Origin of the sequence: Sphingomonas sp. MMS12-HWE2-04, assembly GCF_044881185.1 — a bacterium.
Classification (GTDB): domain Bacteria; phylum Pseudomonadota; class Alphaproteobacteria; order Sphingomonadales; family Sphingomonadaceae; genus Sphingomonas.
This window is the reverse complement of the sequence record NZ_CP173254.1, coordinates 4,152,758-4,168,804: the sequence shown is the minus strand read 5'-3', so window position 1 is coordinate 4,168,804 and position 16,047 is coordinate 4,152,758. Positions and strand designations below refer to the sequence as shown.

Annotated in this window: 21 protein-coding genes; 10 read left to right on the top strand and 11 right to left on the bottom strand. The window is 66.7% G+C overall.

Translation table 11 applies throughout. The annotated features are described in order from the left end of the window. Positions 1 to 41: 41 nt before the first annotated feature. Positions 42 to 479, top strand: a complete 438-nt coding sequence (locus AB2M62_RS19875) for a hypothetical protein (RefSeq protein WP_404336645.1) — start codon at positions 42 to 44, stop codon at positions 477 to 479. Further along, a complete protein-coding gene (locus AB2M62_RS19870; protein WP_404336643.1) occupies positions 467 to 1,369 on the top strand; it encodes a 2-hydroxyacid dehydrogenase in 903 nt (300 codons plus the stop codon). Before AB2M62_RS19875 ends, AB2M62_RS19870 begins: the two co-directional genes overlap by 13 nt. Here the strand turns inward: AB2M62_RS19870 and ruvC are convergent. The 4 genes from ruvC to AB2M62_RS19850 form a co-directional block, all read right to left on the bottom strand. Further along, the gene (gene ruvC / locus AB2M62_RS19865) at positions 1,366 to 1,857 is read right to left on the bottom strand and encodes a crossover junction endodeoxyribonuclease RuvC (RefSeq protein ID WP_404336641.1); all 492 of its coding nucleotides are present in this window, start codon (positions 1,855 to 1,857) and stop codon (positions 1,366 to 1,368) included. The two genes, AB2M62_RS19870 and ruvC, sit on opposite strands and share 4 nt — an antisense overlap. A 39-nt stretch (positions 1,858 to 1,896) precedes the next feature. Continuing rightward, a complete protein-coding gene (locus tag AB2M62_RS19860) occupies positions 1,897 to 2,640 on the bottom strand; it encodes a YebC/PmpR family DNA-binding transcriptional regulator (protein ID WP_404336639.1) in 744 nt (247 codons plus the stop codon). 78 nt (positions 2,641 to 2,718) lie between these two features. Continuing rightward, positions 2,719 to 2,958 carry a DUF2312 domain-containing protein gene (locus AB2M62_RS19855; protein WP_404336637.1) on the bottom strand — a complete coding sequence of 80 codons (240 nt, stop codon included), beginning with the start codon at positions 2,956 to 2,958 and terminating at the stop codon, positions 2,719 to 2,721. Between the two features lie 117 nt (positions 2,959 to 3,075). Next, positions 3,076 to 3,447, bottom strand: a complete 372-nt coding sequence (locus tag AB2M62_RS19850) for a DUF1244 domain-containing protein (RefSeq protein WP_404336635.1) — start codon at positions 3,445 to 3,447, stop codon at positions 3,076 to 3,078. Positions 3,448 to 3,513: 66 nt separating this feature from the next. On the opposite strand from AB2M62_RS19850, the gene pyk reads away from it, so the two are divergent. Then, a complete protein-coding gene (gene pyk / locus AB2M62_RS19845; protein WP_404336633.1) occupies positions 3,514 to 4,983 on the top strand; it encodes a pyruvate kinase in 1,470 nt (489 codons plus the stop codon). Between the two features lie 3 nt (positions 4,984 to 4,986). Here pyk and AB2M62_RS19840 read toward each other — a convergent pair whose 3' ends face one another. The 4 genes from AB2M62_RS19840 to ykgO are packed head-to-tail and all read right to left on the bottom strand — an operon-like array spanning position 4,987 to position 6,477. Continuing rightward, positions 4,987 to 5,382, bottom strand: coding sequence for a type II toxin-antitoxin system VapC family toxin (locus AB2M62_RS19840; RefSeq protein WP_404336631.1), 396 nt, complete (start codon positions 5,380 to 5,382; stop codon positions 4,987 to 4,989). Between the two features lie 19 nt (positions 5,383 to 5,401). Beyond that, positions 5,402 to 5,692: a type II toxin-antitoxin system Phd/YefM family antitoxin gene (locus AB2M62_RS19835; protein WP_404336629.1), complete on the bottom strand. Its 291-nt coding sequence runs from the start codon at positions 5,690 to 5,692 to the stop codon at positions 5,402 to 5,404. A 32-nt stretch (positions 5,693 to 5,724) separates the two neighbouring features. Then, a complete protein-coding gene (locus AB2M62_RS19830) occupies positions 5,725 to 6,345 on the bottom strand; it encodes an HAD family hydrolase (protein WP_404336627.1) in 621 nt (206 codons plus the stop codon). Positions 6,346 to 6,351: 6 nt separating this feature from the next. Then, positions 6,352 to 6,477: a type B 50S ribosomal protein L36 gene (ykgO, locus tag AB2M62_RS19825; protein ID WP_066482602.1), complete on the bottom strand. Its 126-nt coding sequence runs from the start codon at positions 6,475 to 6,477 to the stop codon at positions 6,352 to 6,354. A 162-nt stretch (positions 6,478 to 6,639) separates the two neighbouring features. Between ykgO and AB2M62_RS19820 the strand changes: the two genes are divergently transcribed. From AB2M62_RS19820 to AB2M62_RS19810, 3 genes are read left to right on the top strand one after another with little or no spacing between them, the layout of a single operon-like run. Next, positions 6,640 to 7,251, top strand: coding sequence for a DUF4136 domain-containing protein (locus AB2M62_RS19820; RefSeq protein WP_404336625.1), 612 nt, complete (start codon positions 6,640 to 6,642; stop codon positions 7,249 to 7,251). After that, complete coding sequence (locus tag AB2M62_RS19815) at positions 7,248 to 8,366, top strand: M14-type cytosolic carboxypeptidase (RefSeq protein WP_404336623.1); 1,119 nt, start codon at positions 7,248 to 7,250, stop codon at positions 8,364 to 8,366. Before AB2M62_RS19820 ends, AB2M62_RS19815 begins: the two co-directional genes overlap by 4 nt. Then, complete coding sequence (locus tag AB2M62_RS19810) at positions 8,366 to 8,824, top strand: GNAT family N-acetyltransferase (protein ID WP_404336621.1); 459 nt, start codon at positions 8,366 to 8,368, stop codon at positions 8,822 to 8,824. The genes AB2M62_RS19815 and AB2M62_RS19810 overlap by 1 nt, the downstream gene beginning before the upstream one ends. A 4-nt stretch (positions 8,825 to 8,828) precedes the next feature. Here the strand turns inward: AB2M62_RS19810 and AB2M62_RS19805 are convergent, their stop codons facing one another. Further along, positions 8,829 to 9,554: a dienelactone hydrolase family protein gene (locus tag AB2M62_RS19805; protein WP_404336619.1), complete on the bottom strand. Its 726-nt coding sequence runs from the start codon at positions 9,552 to 9,554 to the stop codon at positions 8,829 to 8,831. Between the two features lie 70 nt (positions 9,555 to 9,624). On the opposite strand from AB2M62_RS19805, the gene gpmA reads away from it, so the two are divergent. The 4 genes from gpmA to AB2M62_RS19785 all read left to right on the top strand — a co-directional run bounded on the left by gpmA (position 9,625) and on the right by AB2M62_RS19785 (position 12,621). Beyond that, positions 9,625 to 10,311 (top strand): 2,3-diphosphoglycerate-dependent phosphoglycerate mutase, encoded by a 687-nt coding sequence (gene gpmA, locus AB2M62_RS19800; RefSeq protein WP_404336617.1) that lies wholly within the window; start codon positions 9,625 to 9,627, stop codon positions 10,309 to 10,311. A 1-nt stretch (position 10,312) separates the two neighbouring features. Next, on the top strand, positions 10,313 to 10,993 hold the full coding sequence (locus AB2M62_RS19795) for a hypothetical protein (protein ID WP_404336615.1): 681 nt from the start codon (positions 10,313 to 10,315) through the stop codon (positions 10,991 to 10,993). A 63-nt stretch (positions 10,994 to 11,056) separates the two neighbouring features. Further along, positions 11,057 to 11,542, top strand: coding sequence for a 5-(carboxyamino)imidazole ribonucleotide mutase (gene purE / locus AB2M62_RS19790; protein WP_404336613.1), 486 nt, complete (start codon positions 11,057 to 11,059; stop codon positions 11,540 to 11,542). Beyond that, positions 11,539 to 12,621 carry a 5-(carboxyamino)imidazole ribonucleotide synthase gene (locus AB2M62_RS19785; RefSeq protein ID WP_404336611.1) on the top strand — a complete coding sequence of 361 codons (1,083 nt, stop codon included), beginning with the start codon at positions 11,539 to 11,541 and terminating at the stop codon, positions 12,619 to 12,621. The genes purE and AB2M62_RS19785 overlap by 4 nt, the downstream gene beginning before the upstream one ends. 207 nt (positions 12,622 to 12,828) lie before the next feature. On the opposite strand, the gene AB2M62_RS19780 is transcribed toward AB2M62_RS19785, so the two are convergent. Together AB2M62_RS19780 and AB2M62_RS19775 are read right to left on the bottom strand one after the other, a co-directional pair. Further along, positions 12,829 to 13,128 carry a hypothetical protein gene (locus AB2M62_RS19780; protein ID WP_404336609.1) on the bottom strand — a complete coding sequence of 100 codons (300 nt, stop codon included), beginning with the start codon at positions 13,126 to 13,128 and terminating at the stop codon, positions 12,829 to 12,831. 11 nt (positions 13,129 to 13,139) lie between these two features. Beyond that, entirely contained in the window at positions 13,140 to 15,992 is a 2,853-nt protein-coding gene (locus AB2M62_RS19775) for a M16 family metallopeptidase (RefSeq protein WP_404336607.1), read from the bottom strand. Positions 15,993 to 16,047: the final 55 nt, after the last annotated feature.

Below are 16,047 nucleotides of genomic sequence, written 5' to 3'. Positions count from 1 at the left end.
GCAGCGCACCTATCTGCTTGGCGACCAATTGGGGGATCCGGATGATCGTCACCTTGCTCGGGCTCTGGCTCACGCTGCTCGCTGCCGGCGATACGCCGATCGGGAGGTTGTTGCGGCATTGCCTGATCGAGGCGCCCGCGGCGCGGCTCGCGCGCATCTCCCGCGGCGCGGTGCTGGCGTGGCTGGTGCTCGGCGCGATCGGTGCGGCGCTGTTCTGGATGCTCGAGGACGAAGGGCTAAGGCTGTTCGCAATGGCGCTGCCTGAGCTTGCCGGCTGGATAAGCATGTTCGAGATCGGCACCTTGGTCGATGCGCTGGCGGCGGCAGCGCTCGCAGCATCGAGCCTGCGGATCGGTGCGGTGCGGGCATGGCTCGCGCGGCCGATGGCCCGAAGCCGGCATATCCGTACGCGGCGCCGCCGGCCGACGACGCGTGCCGCAAACGACGATGACGACCCGGCGCTGGCATGGGCCGCATGATGCCCGACCTGTTCCTCGCCTCTGCTGTCTCACCCGCGCTGCGTGACCAGCTGTCAGCGCGTTTCCAATTGCATGAAGGCACGCCACCCCCCGAGACACGCGCGATCGTCGGCGGCGGGATGAGTCGCGTCGACGCAGCGCTGATGGCGCAACTGCCGGCGCTGGAGATCATTGCGATCCATGGCGTCGGGCATGACGGCATCGACCTCGACGCCGCACGCGCGCGCGGGATCCGCGTGACCACCACGCCCGACGTGCTGACCGACGATGTCGCCGATCTCGCGATCGCGCTGATGCTCGCGGTACAGCGGCGCGTCGCGGTCAACGATCGCGTCGTGCGCGACGGCGGCTGGCAGGTGCCGTTGGGGCGGCGCGCCAGCGGGCGGACGATCGGTATCTTCGGGCTAGGCAAGATCGGCATGGCGATCGCCCGGCGGGCGGCGCCGTTTGCCGGGGAAATCGTCTATGCGGCGCGCTCGGCCAAACAGGTGCCGTGGCGCTTCGTCGCGGGGATCGGCGCGCTGGCCGCAGCGAGCGATGTGTTGATCCTCGCCGCACCGGGCGGCGCGGATACTGACCGCGCCGTCGATGCGGCGGTGCTCGACGCGCTGGGCCCCGAGGGGGTGCTGATCAATATCGCCCGCGGCAGCCTGGTCGACGAGGAGGCACTGGTCGCAGCGCTGCGGGACGGACGAATTGGCGGCGCGGGGCTCGACGTGTTCGCGCACGAGCCGCAGGTGCCCGAGGGATTGCGCGCGCTCGATCAGGTCGTGCTCGCGCCGCACCAGGGCAGCGCGACGCGCGAGGGACGTGCCGAGATGGCGGCGCTGGTGCTCGCCAATCTCGATGCGCAGTTCAGCGGACGGCCGCTGCCGACGCCGCTGGTCTAGGCCGCGCCGAGCCGCCGTGCGGTCGCCAGGTGGTGTGCATGGCAGATCGCGACTGCGAGAGCGTCCGCTGCGTCGGCGCCGGCGATCTTCGCTCCCGAAAGCAGCATCGACACCATCGCGTGGACCTGCGCCTTTTCCGCTCCCCCGCTGCCGACCACCGCCTTCTTGACCACGCTGGGAGTATATTCGCCGACATCGAGCCCGGCGCGCGCCGCCGCGCACAACGCCACCCCGCGCGCTTGGCCGAGCTTGAGCGTCGACTGGGCATTCGAATTGACGAACACTTCCTCGCACGCCGCCGCATGGGGCGCATGATCGACGAGGATCGCGGCGAGCATTGCATCGAGATGCGCCAGCCGGCGTGCGAGCGGCGCCTTGGTGTCCGTCTTCAGCTGCCCGTTCGCGACATGCGACAGGCGATTGCCCTCGGCGCGGATGATACCCCAGCCGGTGGTGCCCAGCCCGGGGTCGAGACCCAGGATCAGCATGGCTCTGGATCCCCCCGTTTGTGGGGAGGATCGAAAGGATCAACCCAGCTTCTCCATAACTTCGTCGGAGACCTCGTAATTGCCCCAGACGGTCTGGACGTCGTCATCGTCGTCCAGCGCATCGATCAGCTTGAACAGCGTGCCCGCGTCGGATTCGTCGACCGCCACCATGGTCTGCGGCTTCCAGGCAAGCTTCGCGGCTTCGGCCTCGCCGATCACTGCTTCCAGCGCCTTGGCGACTTCGTGGAGATCGCTCACCGCGGTCCAGATTTCGTGCCCTTCTTCGCTCGATGTCACGTCTTCGGCCCCCGCCTCGAGCGCGGCTTCGAAGATCTTGTCGGCGTCGCCTGCCGTCGCCGGGTAGCTGATCAGCCCGACGCGATCGAAGGCATGGCTAACCGAACCCGGCGCGCCGAGATTGCCGCCATTCTTGGCGATCGCGGTGCGCACGTTGGTGACGGTGCGGTTGCGGTTGTCGGTCAGTGTCTCGACGATCAGCGAAACCCCGCCCGGGCCGAACGCCTCGTAGCGGATCTCTTCGTAATTCTCGCCCTCGCCCTTGGTCGCCTTGTCGATCGCCCGAGTGATATTGTCTTTGGGCATCGACTGCGCCTTGGCGGCGTTGACCGCAGCGCGCAGGCGCGGATTCATGTCCGGATCGGGCAGGCCCATCTTCGCCGCGACGGTGATTTCGCGGCTGAGCTTGGAGAACATCCCCGAGCGCTTCTTATCCTGCGCACCCTTGCGGTGCATGATGTTCTTGAACTTGGAATGGCCTGCCATTGCGCTCTCTTGCGAAGATCTATGCGCGGTCTCTAGGCCCGCATCATGGGCGAGCGCAATGCTCGCCCCGTCCCGTGATCAGTGAAGACCCAGCGCGTTGCGATAGGTCTCGAGCAGAGCATCGGCCTCGTCGCGGTGATGCTTCTCCATCTTCCGCAGCCGGACGATGTGGCGCATCGTCTTGACATCGAAGCCGGTCGACTTGCTCTCGGCATAGACGTCCTTGATGTCGTCGGCGATGCCCTTCTTCTCTTCCTCGAGGCGTTCGATCCGCTCGATGAAGAGGCGCAGCTGCTCGGCGGAGACGTTGTCGGACATGGAAACTCCTGCTGGTGGCGCCGCGCCCGCACGAACCCGCGAATCCCGGGCTGGGAGAGCGACGATGAAATGGAACGCGGGCGATTACAGAAGCCGCGGCCCGCGCTCAAGCCCGGATCAGCGGCCGGGCTCGCTCATCGAGGGCGGATCGCTCGCCGGGAAGCTGTCGTCGAGCGCATCGTCGAGCTGCGCCTCGACATGGTTGCGTTTCACGCTCTCGTTCATCCGCTCGATCTGCTCGGGCGTCGCCTCGCCCTGGTGCCGCGCCTTCCACTGCGCGAACGGCATGCCGTAGATGATCTCGCGTGCGTCATCCTTGCTGAGCGACGGATCGGCCTCGGCGATCCAGTCGGCGAGGCAATTGCGGCAGAAACCGGCGAGCCCCATCAGGTCGATATTCTGCGCATCGGTGCGATGGCGCAAATGACGGACGAGCCGGCGGAACGCCTTGGCCGCCGCTGCGTCATCCAGGGTATCGAGAGTGGGCACGTGCACCTCCGTGGTTGATCGATCCCAATTAGTGGTTAGAGGCGAGCGCGCACAAGGATGACAGCGATGACCAACGCGATGACCCCCCGTTCCCGTAAAGTCCGCATTCTGGCGACGCTCGGCCCGGCCAGCAATTCGCCCGAGATGATCCAGCGGCTGTTCGAGGCGGGCGCCGATGCGTTCCGCGTCAACATGAGCCATGGCGATCAGGCATCGAAGATCCCGGTCATCGAGGCGATCCGCGGACTTGAAAAGACGCTGGGCCGCCCGACCACGATCCTCGCCGATCTCCAGGGACCTAAGCTGCGCGTCGGCAAGTTCGCCGATGGCCGCGTGACGCTGGAAACCGGCCAGCAGTTCATCCTCGACCGCGACTCCACGCCCGGCGATTCGACGCGCGTCGAGCTGCCGCACCGCGAGATCTTCGAGGCGGCGCATGAGAATGCGCGGCTGCTGCTCGACGACGGCAAGATGGTGCTGCGCGTCACCGCGGTAGCGCCCGATCGGTTGACCACGGTGGTCGAAGTCGGCGGCGTGCTGTCCAATTCGAAGGGGCTGAACGTCCCCGACATGGTGCTGCCGCTCGCCGCACTCACCGAAAAGGACCGCAGCGACCTTGCCTTCGCCGTCGAGCAGGGCGTCGACTGGATCGCGCTGTCGTTCGTCCAGCGCCCCGAGGATCTGATGGAGGCCCGCCGGCTGATCGGCGGCAAGGCGGCCTTGCTCGCCAAGATCGAGAAGCCGAGCGCGATCACCCGGCTCGAGGAAATCGTCGAACAGTGCGACGGCGTGATGGTCGCGCGCGGCGATCTGGGTGTCGAGCTGCCCCCGCAGAGCGTGCCGCCGCTGCAGAAGCGCATCGTCGAGACCGCGCGCCGGATGGGCCGCCCGGTGATCGTCGCGACGCAGATGCTCGAATCGATGATCGAGAGCCCTTCGCCGACGCGCGCCGAAGTCTCCGACGTCGCCACCGCAGTGTATGACGGCGCCGACGCGATCATGCTCTCGGCAGAGAGCGCCGCGGGAAAATGGCCGGTCGAATCGGTCTCGATGATGAATTCGATCGCCGACGCAGTAGAGCGCGACCCCGCGCATGGCGATCGCGTCCACTTCACCGTGACCAAGCCCGACCCGACCACGGCCGACGCGCTGGCCGAGGCGGCGAAGAATATCGCGCTGAATGTCTCGGCCTCGGCGATCGTCTGCTTCACCAGCTCGGGCTCGACCGCGCGGCGAATCGCCCGCGAGCGGCCGACCGTTCCGATCATGCTGCTCACCCCCCGCGCTGAAACCGCGCGCCGCGCCGGGCTGCTGTGGGGAACCTATGCGGTCCAGACGCGCGACGTCGAATTGTTCGAGGAAATGGTCGGCAAGGCCAAGCGCATGGCACTGCGCCACAAGCTGGCGGCGGCGGGCGACCGCGTGGTGGTCTGCGCCGGCGTGCCGTTCGGGACGCCGGGGTCGACCAACGTGCTCCATGTCGTGACGATCCTGGGCGACGAGCTGAAGAACTATACCGGCCCCAGCGAGAGCTGAGTCTCAGCCGAAGCGATAGGCGAGCGGGTGGGCGATCAAATTCGCGTCGCGCGTGATCAGTTTGGCGCCTATCACCTGGGCATGGATTAGCAATTGCTCATCGAAAGGGTCGCGGTGCTTGATCGGCACGCGGAGCGATGCAACCGCCTGCTCCGCGTCGAGCGGTAAAATCGGAATACCAAGGATCGCGAGTGCTTGACGCACATCGACCGGATCCAGGGGCCCCTTGCGACGGCCCGCCCTATCGAGACGCTCCCATTTCAGCCGGAGCTCCCAAAGGGATATCACGGAGGCGGCGAGTTCGTCGGCATTGGCGTCCAAGACAGCCCGTTCCACCACGCGCAGCATATTCGGCCGGTCGATCATCCACACCAGGATATGCGTGTCGATCAGAAGCATCGTCTACTCCCGGGCAGCTTCAACCCTCCGGGCTGGGCTTCCAGTCATCCTCAAGCCCCAATACCTCTCGACTGAATGCCGGGTCGTCGAATTCGGGCGGCCAAAGATCTCGATCGATCTTATCGAGCCCGCGCTCCATTTTGAAACGATGGAGCGCTTCCCAATCCAGACCCTTTTTCCCTGCGATGCTCGGCGCTCGAATTTCGGCGATCGGCGTGCCATTGTCGGTGATTATGACAAGCTCACCGCGTCGGGCTGCTGCGATGGCTTCATCGAATTGCGCCTGTGCTTCGCGGATGGAAATTTCCATGCGCACCTCCGCCTTGCCATGTACGCGAACCCTCAGGACCCGGCAAGCAATCCCAGCCGCACCAACTCGGTGCGGAAGGCCGGTGCGTCGGTGAACAGCACCGCGTGGATGCCCATATCGGCGGCCGCGTGCACATTGGGGGGACTGTCGTCGACGAATACGGCGTCCGGGCCGGCCAGCCCGAATTGATCGAGGGCGAGCGCGTAGATCGCGGGATCGGGCTTCACCAGGCGCTCGTCGCCCGAGACGACGATGTCGCGGAAGCGGCCGAACAGGTCGTCGTGCAGCGGCGCCCAGGCGCGCCACAGCTCGCCCGAGAAATTGGTGATCGCATAGAGCGGAACGCCGGCAGCATCGAGCTCGGTGACGAGCTCTATCATGCCCGGAATCGGGTGCTCGAGCGTCTCGTTGAAGCGCGGCCCCCAGGCGGCGATCAGATCGGCATGCTGCGGATATGCAGCCGCGAGCTCCGCCGAGGTCTCGGCGAAGGGACGGCCGGCATCATGCTGGAAATGCCAGTCCTTGGTGACGACCGTCGCCAGAAACGCGTCGAGCGCCTGATCGTCCTCGATCAGACGCTCGTACAAACGTCGCGGTTGCCAGTCGAAGAGGACGTTGCCGACATCGAAGATGACGGCAGACGGCTTCTCCACCCGGGCTTAGCCCTGGCGGGCCTTGAACCGACGGTTGGTCTTGTTGATCACGTAGATCCGGCCACGGCGGCGGATCACGCGGTTGTCGCGGTGCCGCCCCTTGAGCGACTTCAATGAATTCACGATCTTCATGACCGATTCGCTTCTCAAACTATAGGAATGCCGGAAAATGAGGCGCCCGCCTATATGCGGCGGCGCGGCAAGTCAAGGCGGGGCGCCGTGCTTTGGAACCAACTCGACGGGAGTCGTGTTGGAGCGCATGAAGCCGTTCCGCGCGCGAAACAGGAGATCCCCGTGCTCAAGTCGTTCAGCCTAGCCGTTGCCGGTGCCGCCCTGCTGGGCGGCTGCATGACGGGGCCCCGCACTGCGCCGGTGGACGTCACCCGCTATCATCTCGGCCAGCCGCTGGAGCGCACGAGCGTGGCAGTGGAGCCGATGAACAACGCCGTGACGATCAGCCCGGAATATCAGCTCTATGCCGACGCCGTTGCCGCCGAGCTGGCACGGCAGGGCTATGTCGCGACGCCAAACCCGCTCAGCTCGGGCTATATCGCCGCAGTATCGTTCAGCCGCGCGCCGCGCGGCGCCTATCGCGAGCAGCCGCCCGTATCGATCGGGCTCGGCGGCGGAAGCTATGGCGGTGGCCGGCGCGGCGGTGGCGGCGTAGGCCTGGGCGGCGGCGTGTCGTTCGGCATCGGGGGCAAGACCCGCGAAGTGACCGCGACCGAGCTGTGGGTCCAGCTCAAGCGCCGCAGCGACAACACCGTGGTGTGGGAAGGCCGCGCGCAGACTCAGTCGGTAAGCGGCACCAAGGGCAGCGATCCGCGCAATTCGGCCGCGCGCGTGGCCGCCGCGCTGTTCAAGGGCTTTCCTGGCGAGTCCGGCATCACTATCACGGTGAAATGAGCATCCAGATCAACGCCGCGTTCGACAGCGGCAACATCAAGCTGGTTGGAATCGAGGGCGACCGCGTCGACCTCGAGATCGTCAAGGATCACCTTTCCGACTTCTACCAATGGTTTCACTTCCGCCTTTCCGGCGCGAAGGGGCGCACGCTGACCTTCCGCATTCTCAATGCGGGCGGCGCGGCCTATGCGTTCGGCTGGCCCGATTACGAGACGCGCTGGAGCAGCGACCGCGAGGCGTGGCGCACGACGCCGACCAGCTATGAGGGCGGCGTGCTCGAATTCACTCGGGCGATCGACACCGACATCGTTTGGTTCGCCTATTTCGCGCCCTATTCGATGGAGCGGCACCACGATCTGGTCAGCCGAATCGCGCTGCAGCCGGGGGTGCGCCACCGCGAACTGGGCGTATCGCTGGACGGTCAACCGATCGATTGCCTCACGATCGGCGATGGCCCCAAGCAGGTGTGGCTCTATGCCCGCCAGCATCCCGGCGAGACGATGGCCGAATGGTGGATGGAAGGCGCACTGGAGAAGCTCACCGATCCCGAGGATGCCAGTGCCCAGGCATTGCGCGCCAAGGCGACCTTCCACCTCGTTCCCAACATGAACCCTGATGGTTCGCGGCGCGGCCATCTGCGCACCAATGCGGCGGGTGTGAACCTCAACCGCGAATGGCATGCGCCGACGCCCGAGCGCAGCCCCGAAGTGCTTGCCGTGCGCAATGCGATGGACGAGACCGGCGTAACCTTCGCGATCGACGTGCATGGCGACGAGGCGATCCCGGCGAACTTCATCGCCGGCTTCGAAGGCATTCCGAGCTGGACCGACGCGCTCGGCGAGAAATTCTACGAATATGCCCGGCGGCTCGATGCCGCCACGCCCGATTTCCAGCTCGATCTCGGCTATGAGAAATCGGCGCCGGGCCAGGCCAACCTGTCGATGTCGACCAACCAGCTCGCCGAACGGTTCGGCGCGGTCTCGATGACGCTGGAAATGCCGTTCAAGGACCATGTCGCCAATGCGGACCCCGAGTTCGCATGGAGCCCGGCGCGCTGCAAGGCGCTGGGCGCGGCCTGCCTGGAGACGCTCGCCGGCTTTATCGACGAACTCTGATGGAGATCCGCGAGGGCGGGCTCGAAGACCCGCAGGTCATCGCGATGCTGCGCCTTCACCTGGAAGGGATGCGGGCAAACTCGCCCAAGGAGAGCGTTCATGCCCTCGACCTGAGCGGACTGCAGCGCGCCGACGTGACGTTCTGGTCCGCCTGGGAGGGCGACACGCTGCTCGGCATCGGCGCGCTTCGCCAGCTCGATTCCGGGCATGGCGAGATCAAGTCGATGCGCACCGCCCCGCAGCAATTGCGCAGCGGCGTGGGTGCGGCGCTGGTCGGCCATATCCTCGGCGTGGCCCGCGCGCGCGGCTATCGGCGGCTGAGCCTGGAGACCGGAACGGGGCCGGCTTTCGAGGCGGCGCACGCGCTATACAGCAAGTTCGGTTTCACCGAATGCGGCGCCTTTGCCGATTATCCGACGGACGATCCGTTCAGCCGCTTCCTGTCGCGCGTGCTCTAGCAACTCAGGCGAAGACTTCCTCGAAGAAATTGGCCATCGCGCGCCAGCTGCGCCGATCGGCCTTGGGCGCATAGGCGACGCCGGGCACGGTCGAGCCCTTGCGGTCAACGTCGGTAAAGGCGTGGCCGGCATGGCCATAGGCGTGGAGCTGCCAGTCGGCGCCACTTTCGGTCAGCTCCGTGCCGAGCCCAACCACCGCCGCGGGCGGGCCGAGCGGATCGTCCCAGCCGTGGCAGACGAGCAGCTTCGCGGCGATCGGATCGGCATTGGCGTAGTCGGGCCGGTCATAGACGCCGTGGAACGAGACGCCGCCCAGGATCGGCAGCCCCGCACGCGCCATGTCGAGCACGCACTTGCCGCCGAAGCAGAAGCCGATCGCCCCCAGCTTGGCCGGATCGGCGCGGTCGAAGCCGCGCAGCGCGTCGAGCGAGGCGGCCAGGCGATCGCGCAGCAGCCGGCGATCTGCGTTGAGCAGGTCCATATATTCGCTGCGGTTGGGCGAATCATGCGTGGTGCGCTTGCCCTGGCCGAAAATGTCGGCGGCGAGCGCGACATAGCCTAGCTTGGCCAGATTTTCGGCATGGACAGCGTCCGCTTCCTTCTGGCCGAGGATATTCGGGACGACGAGTATGCCAGGACGCAGCGTCGTGACTTCGTCCTCATAGGCGAGCACGCCCTCGAACAGGCCGCCCGGGCCCTGGTACACCAACGTCTCACGAACAATCGCCATGACCGCGTCTCCCTTGTCCCTGCCGCCCATGCCGCTAAGGACCTGCCCAAATCATTGCAAGGAGCCCGCGATGCCCAAGCTCGTCCTGATCCGCCATGGCCAGTCGGCCTGGAACCTCGAGAACCGCTTCACCGGCTGGTGGGACGTCGACCTGACCGAGCAGGGCACGCAGGAGGCCTGGGCGGCAGGCGAGCTGATGAAGGAGAAGGGGCTCGATTTCGACCTGACCTTCACCAGCTTCCAGAGCCGCGCGATCAAGACGCTCAACCTTGCTTTGGAAGCGATGGGCCGGCTGTGGCTGCCGACCGAGAAGGACTGGCGGCTCAACGAGCGTCATTATGGCGGGCTGACCGGGCTCAACAAGGCCGAGACCGCGGCGCTGCACGGCGACGACCAGGTCAAGATCTGGCGCCGCAGCTTCGACGTGCCGCCGCCGCTGCCCGAGGAAGGCTCGGCCTGGGACCTCGCCAAGGACGAACGCTACAAGGGCGTCGCGATCCCGCAGACCGAGAGCCTCAAGGACACGATCGCGCGCGTGCTGCCCTATTGGGAGAGCCGCATCGCGCCGGAGATCAAGGCGGGTAAGCGCGTGCTGATCTCCGCGCATGGCAACTCCTTGCGCGCGCTGGTCAAGCATCTGTCCGGCATCCCCGACAGCGAGATCGTCAATCTCGAGATCCCGACCGGCCAGCCGATCGTCTACGAACTCGACGACGCACTGGTGGCGACCGACCGCTATTATCTGAGCGAGCGGTGAGATGCGCCGCGCGGCCCTGATCGCCGCGCTCGTGCTAGCCGGGTGCGGGCGTGACCCCTTTGCCGCCGCGCAGCGCGCGATCGATGACGGGTCCGCCCGCGCCGCGATCCAGGCGCAACTGGACGGCGAGCGCCAATGCGCCACGCTGCTCCAGGGGCTCCTGCCGCTCGAAATCCACGTCGCGAAGGGGGCGGCGGCGCCGCCGGGTGTCGCGGCGCTGACCGAGCTCGGGCTGATCCGCGCGGCAGGCGAGTCCGAAGGCAGACAGGTCTACGAACCGACCGCGCTCGCCAAGCCGGCGCTCAAGATGCGCGACATCGGGATGGACAAGACACCGGTCGAGCTCTGCTATGGCCGGCGCGTGCTCACAGGGCTTGCGATGAAACCCAAAAACCTGGCGAGTGACGCCATCCCGCAGCTGACCTATCGGTTCCGGATCGTGGACGCCCCCGGCTGGGCGCGCGATCCGCGCGTCACTCGCAGCTTCGCCGGCATGCGCGAGGCGCTGGGCCGCGAGCACGTCTCCCGCGACCTGGTGATGTATCGCGACGGAAAATGGGCGATCGGCGAGAGCGGGATCGAGCCCTATCTCCACGACATTGCGCTGGATCGGCAATATTTCGCGCCTTGCCCGCCGGCCGACAAAACACCTGTCCATTCGTGCCAGCGACCCGAAGGCTGAACGCCGCCATTGCAGGGCGCGTGCCCTGCCGCTAACGACCGCGCTTCCTCTAGGGGCGGGCGAATGGCGGAAGCACCTCTTGTCGGTATCATCATGGGCAGCACCTCCGATTGGGAGACGATGCGCCATGCCGCCTCGGTGCTTGATGAACTGGGCGTGGCGCATGAGACCAAGGTGGTCTCGGCGCATCGCACGCCCCAGCGGCTCTACGACTATGCCACCAGCGCCGCGGGACGCGGGCTCAAGGTGGTGATCGCCGGCGCGGGCGGCGCGGCGCATCTGCCCGGCATGGCGGCATCGATGACGCATCTGCCGGTGCTCGGCGTCCCGGTCGAGTCCAAGGCGCTGAAGGGCGTCGACAGCCTCTATTCGATCGTCCAGATGCCCGGTGGCATCCCCGTCGGCACGCTGGCGATCGGCAAGCCTGGCGCGATCAATGCCGGGCTGCTTGCCGCCGCGATCCTGGCGACGTCGGACGAAGCGCTCTCCCAGCGGCTCCAGGCCTGGCGCGCGGCGCAGACCGACGGCGTGGCGACCGATCCGAAATGAGCGCAAACTCGACCGCCCTGCCACCGGGATCGGTGATCGGCATCCTCGGCGGCGGCCAGCTCGGGCGCATGCTCGCGACCGCCGCGGCGCAGCTCGGCTACCGTACCCACATCCTGGCGCCCGATGCCGAGAGCGTCGCGGCGCAGACCGCATCGAGCTACACGCGCGCCGACTATCATAGCCGCATCGTGCTCGACGAAGTCGCCGGGCAGACCGATGTGGTCACCTATGAATTCGAGAATATCGCGATCGGCCCGGTCGAATATCTCGCCGGCAAGGTGCCGGTGCGGCCCGGCGCGCAGAGTCTGTCGATCGCGCAGGACCGCGCGCGCGAAAAGGCGTTCGTCGCGGCGCTCGGCGGCCGGACCGCGCCCTGGGCGCCGGTCTCGACGCGCGAAGAGCTGGAGTCGGCAATAGCGCAGATCGGCGCGCCGGCGATCCTCAAGACGCTGCGGCTGGGCTATGACGGCAAGGGCCAGGTGCGTATCCGTGACGCCGCAGAAGCCGCCGCTGCCTGGGCCGAGATCGGCGAGCGGCCGGCGATCCTCGAGGGGTTCGTTGAGTTCAGCCACGAATTCTCGATCATCACGGTGCGCGGGCTCGACGGCGCGCTGACCAGCTATCCGCCGCCGTGGAACGAGCACAAGGAGGGTATCCTCGCGCGCTCGTCGCTGCCCGCCCCCGCCGAGGTCGCCCGGCACTGGACCGAGGCGGCGACGCTGGCCGGCCGGGTTGCCGACGCGCTCGACCATGTCGGGGTGCTGACGCTCGAATTCTTCGCGACCGAGGAAGGGCCGGTGTTCAACGAGATGGCGCCGCGCGTGCATAATTCGGGGCACTGGACGATCGAAGGCGCCGAAACCTCGCAGTTCGAAAACCATATCCGCGCGATCTGCGGGCTGCCGCTGGGCTCAACCGCGCTGACCGGCACGCAGGTCGAGATGGAGAATTTGATCGGCGACGAAGCCAATCGCTGGCCCGAACTGCTCGCCGAGCCGGGAACGCATCTCCACCTCTATGGCAAGGGCCAGGCCCGGCCGGGGCGCAAGATGGGGCATGTCACGCGCGTGAAGCGGTAGCTCAATTCCTCCCCGGAAACGGGGAGGGGGACCGCGCCCGAAGGGCGTGGTGGAGGGGGCCCGCTCTCCACCGGCAGTTGGCCCGCGGATAACGGGCCCCCTCCACCATGCTGCGCATGGTCCCCCTCCCCGTTCCGGGGAGAATCTAAGAAAAAGGGCCCGCCTCCTTCCGGAAGCGAGCCCCTTTCATCCACCAAAGCGAAAGCCTCAGCCGCGCGTGCCCGTAATCGGGAAGCTGCCGAAAGCGCCTGCGGTGACGGTGCCATTGAGATTGTCGCCGTCCACCGTCGCTTCGACGGTGAGCGTCATCGGCATCGGCACGGTCAGGTCGAGCGAGAAGGTCAGCGTGTCGCCGTCGACCTTGCCGTCCTTGATGTCGGTCGTGCCGAGGCCGCCCGAGAAATTGCCGGTGAAGCTGTCGCCGTTGCTCGCCACGGTGAGCACTGCCTGCTGATCGCCCATCGGCGACTTGGTCACCGTGTTCCAGCTGCCGTCCACGTTCGCCATTATACTCTCCATCACTTCGATGCGGCAGGCGCGGCGGGAGCCGCGACCGACGCTGCCGGGACCACCTCGACAGGCAGGCCAAGGCTGTCAAGCTGCGGCTTGACCTTCGCCGCGTCGCCGACGACCACCCAGACGAACTTGTCGGGGTTCAAAGCCGTGCGTGCCGCAGCGTCGAGCTGCGCCACGGTCATGCCGCGATATTTTTGCGTCACGGTATCGTAGAAATTGTCCGGACGCTTGCGCAGGTCGTTCTGCTGCATCGCCGAGAGCACCGCGCCCGAAGTTTCGAATCGCCCAGCGAGCTCGCGAGTCGTACCGTTGATCTCGCGAGTGAGCTCGATGTCGGTGACGCCCTTGGTGGTGAGGAACTCGCGCACCTGGAGCTGGATCGCCTTGATCGAATCCCCGGTCTTGTCGGCCTGGACCGGGGCGCTGATCGTGTAGGGCACGGCCTTTTCGAGCCAATCGTACCCGCCGCGCGCGCCATAGGTCCAATGCTTGTTCTCGCGCAGATCCATGTTGATCCGCGAGAGGAAGCCAGCACCGAGCACCTGGTTGGCAGTGACCGGGACGAGCAGTTCGCTCGCCGGATCGAGCCCGGTCATCTGCGCGGCGATGATCAGCGACTGGGGCGAATCGGGCCGATCGATCAGCACGATCTTGGGCGCGACCTGCTTGGGCGCGACGGTGAACGCCTTGGTGCCGGCAGCACCCTGCCCGGCCCAATTGCCGAAGCGCGCCTCGAGCGCTGCCTTGACCTCGGCGAGCGGACGATCGCTGACCACGAAGATCTTCGCCTTATCGGGGCGGATCCAAGCACGGTAGAACGCGAGCAGATCGTCGCGGGTCAGCGCCTTGATCGCGGCGGGATCGCCGCTGCCGGCGCCGAGCTTGGCGTAGGGATTACCCGCGCCATAGAGCAACGGCGGCAGCGCGCGATTGGCCAGGCCCTGCGGGCTGGTCAGCTCGGCGGCGATGCCGGTGAGCGTGGTCGAGCGGATCCGCTCGATTTCCTCGGGCGCGAACGCGGGGTTGCGCACAACATCGGCGAACAGATCGAGCGCGCCGGGCAGGTTCGGGCTCGGCGCCGTGACGCCCAGATAGGTGCGATCGGCCGAGCTGCCGGTGCTGATCGTTGCGCCCAGCCGCTCGCGCGCTTCGGCAAGCCCGATCGAATCGAGGCTGGTGGTGCCTTCGTCGAGCATCGAGAGCACGAGATTCTGCGTTCCCAGCTTGGTCGCCGGATCGGCGACGGTGCCGGCATCGAAGCTCATCACTACCTGGGTGACCGGCACCGCGGTGCGATTGGCGTAGACGATCTCGACGCCGTTCGAGAGCTTGGTGCGGCTGATATCCGGGAAGTCGAGATCGCCGATCGCCGACATTTCGGGCAACGCACCCCGGGTGCCCTTGACCGGCTCGGCCTTGGGCCCCTCGGCGGGCTTCGCTGCCGCCGGGACCGTCTGCGCCTCTTCATAGGCCTCGCGCTTGCCGGGCTCGACGAAGATGGTCAGCGACGGACGCGTGAGCCACTTCTGGCCAGCGGCCTGGACCTGCGCCGGGGTGATCCGCCCCGTCTCTTCGAGCTGCTTCTTGAAGAAGGCCGGATCGCCCGAATAGAGTTCGCCCGAAGCGAGCGCGACGGCCTTGCCGCCGAAGCCGCCGACCGATTCGAGGCCGGAGATACGGCCCGAGACATTGGTGGTGGCGACGCGCTGGACTTCGTCCGCGGTCGGGCCGTTCTTGATCAGATCGGCGACGATCTCGTCGAGCCGCTTGGCGACGGCATCGGGATCGACGCCGGGCTTCACCACCGCCTGGACCTGGAAGATGCCGAGCTGCGCCATCGACTGGACACCGGCCGAGACCTGGACCGCAGACTTCTCCTTGCGGACCAGCGCATTGTCGAGGCGCGAGCTGGCGAGGCCGCCGAGCACGTCGCCGAACGCGTCGAGCGCCACGGCGTCGGGATCGTTCATGCCGGGCACCGCCCAGCTCTTGAGGATCAGCGTCGCCGCGACGCGGTCCTGCATCTTGACGGTCTTGGGCGCTGCAAGGGTCGGCACGGTGACCTGGGGCAGATTGCTCTTCGGACCCGCGGCAATCTTGCCGAAATACTTCTCGACCAGCGGGCGCGCGGTCTTGGCGTCGATATCGCCCGCGAGCACCAGCACGGCATTATTCGGGCCGTAATGCGAGCGGAACCAGTTCTTGACGTCGTCGAGGCTGGCCTTGTCGAGATCGGCCATCGATCCGATCACGTTATGGCCGTAGGGGCTGCCGGCGAGCAGCTCCTCGAGGACCTTGTAATAGACCAGGCCATAGGGCTGGTTGTCGCCCTGACGCTTCTCGTTCTGGACGACGCCGCGCTGCTCGTCGAGCACGTCCTGGGTGATCGCACCGAGCAGATAACCCATGCGGTCGCTCTCGAGGAACAGCGCGCGGTCGAGCGCGGGGCGCGGCACGGTCTCGAAATAGTTGGTGCGGTCGAAGCTGGTGGTGCCGTTGAAATCGGTCGCGCCGACCTGCTTGAGCGGCTCGAAAAAGTCGCCGGGCGCATTTTCCGAGCCGTTGAACATCAGATGCTCGAAAAGGTGCGCGAAGCCGGTCTTGCCGCTGGGCTCGTGCTTCGATCCGACATCGTACCAGGTCGACACTGCGACAATCGGCGCCTTGCGATCGGTGTGGACGATGACGCGCAGCCCGTTGGCGAGCTTGAACTGCTCATACGGAATGTCGACGCGCTTAACGAGATCGGCGACCGGCGCGGGCTTGGCTTCGGCCCTGGTCTGCGCCGCGGCAGGCAGCGAGGCGGCGGCGAGCGCAAGCGTGGCTACGCCGGAAAGCATCTGGAACGGCTTCATGTAGGTGGAACCCCCGAGAGATCAGATGGCGGGGACCATAGCGCCCGCCCGGCCC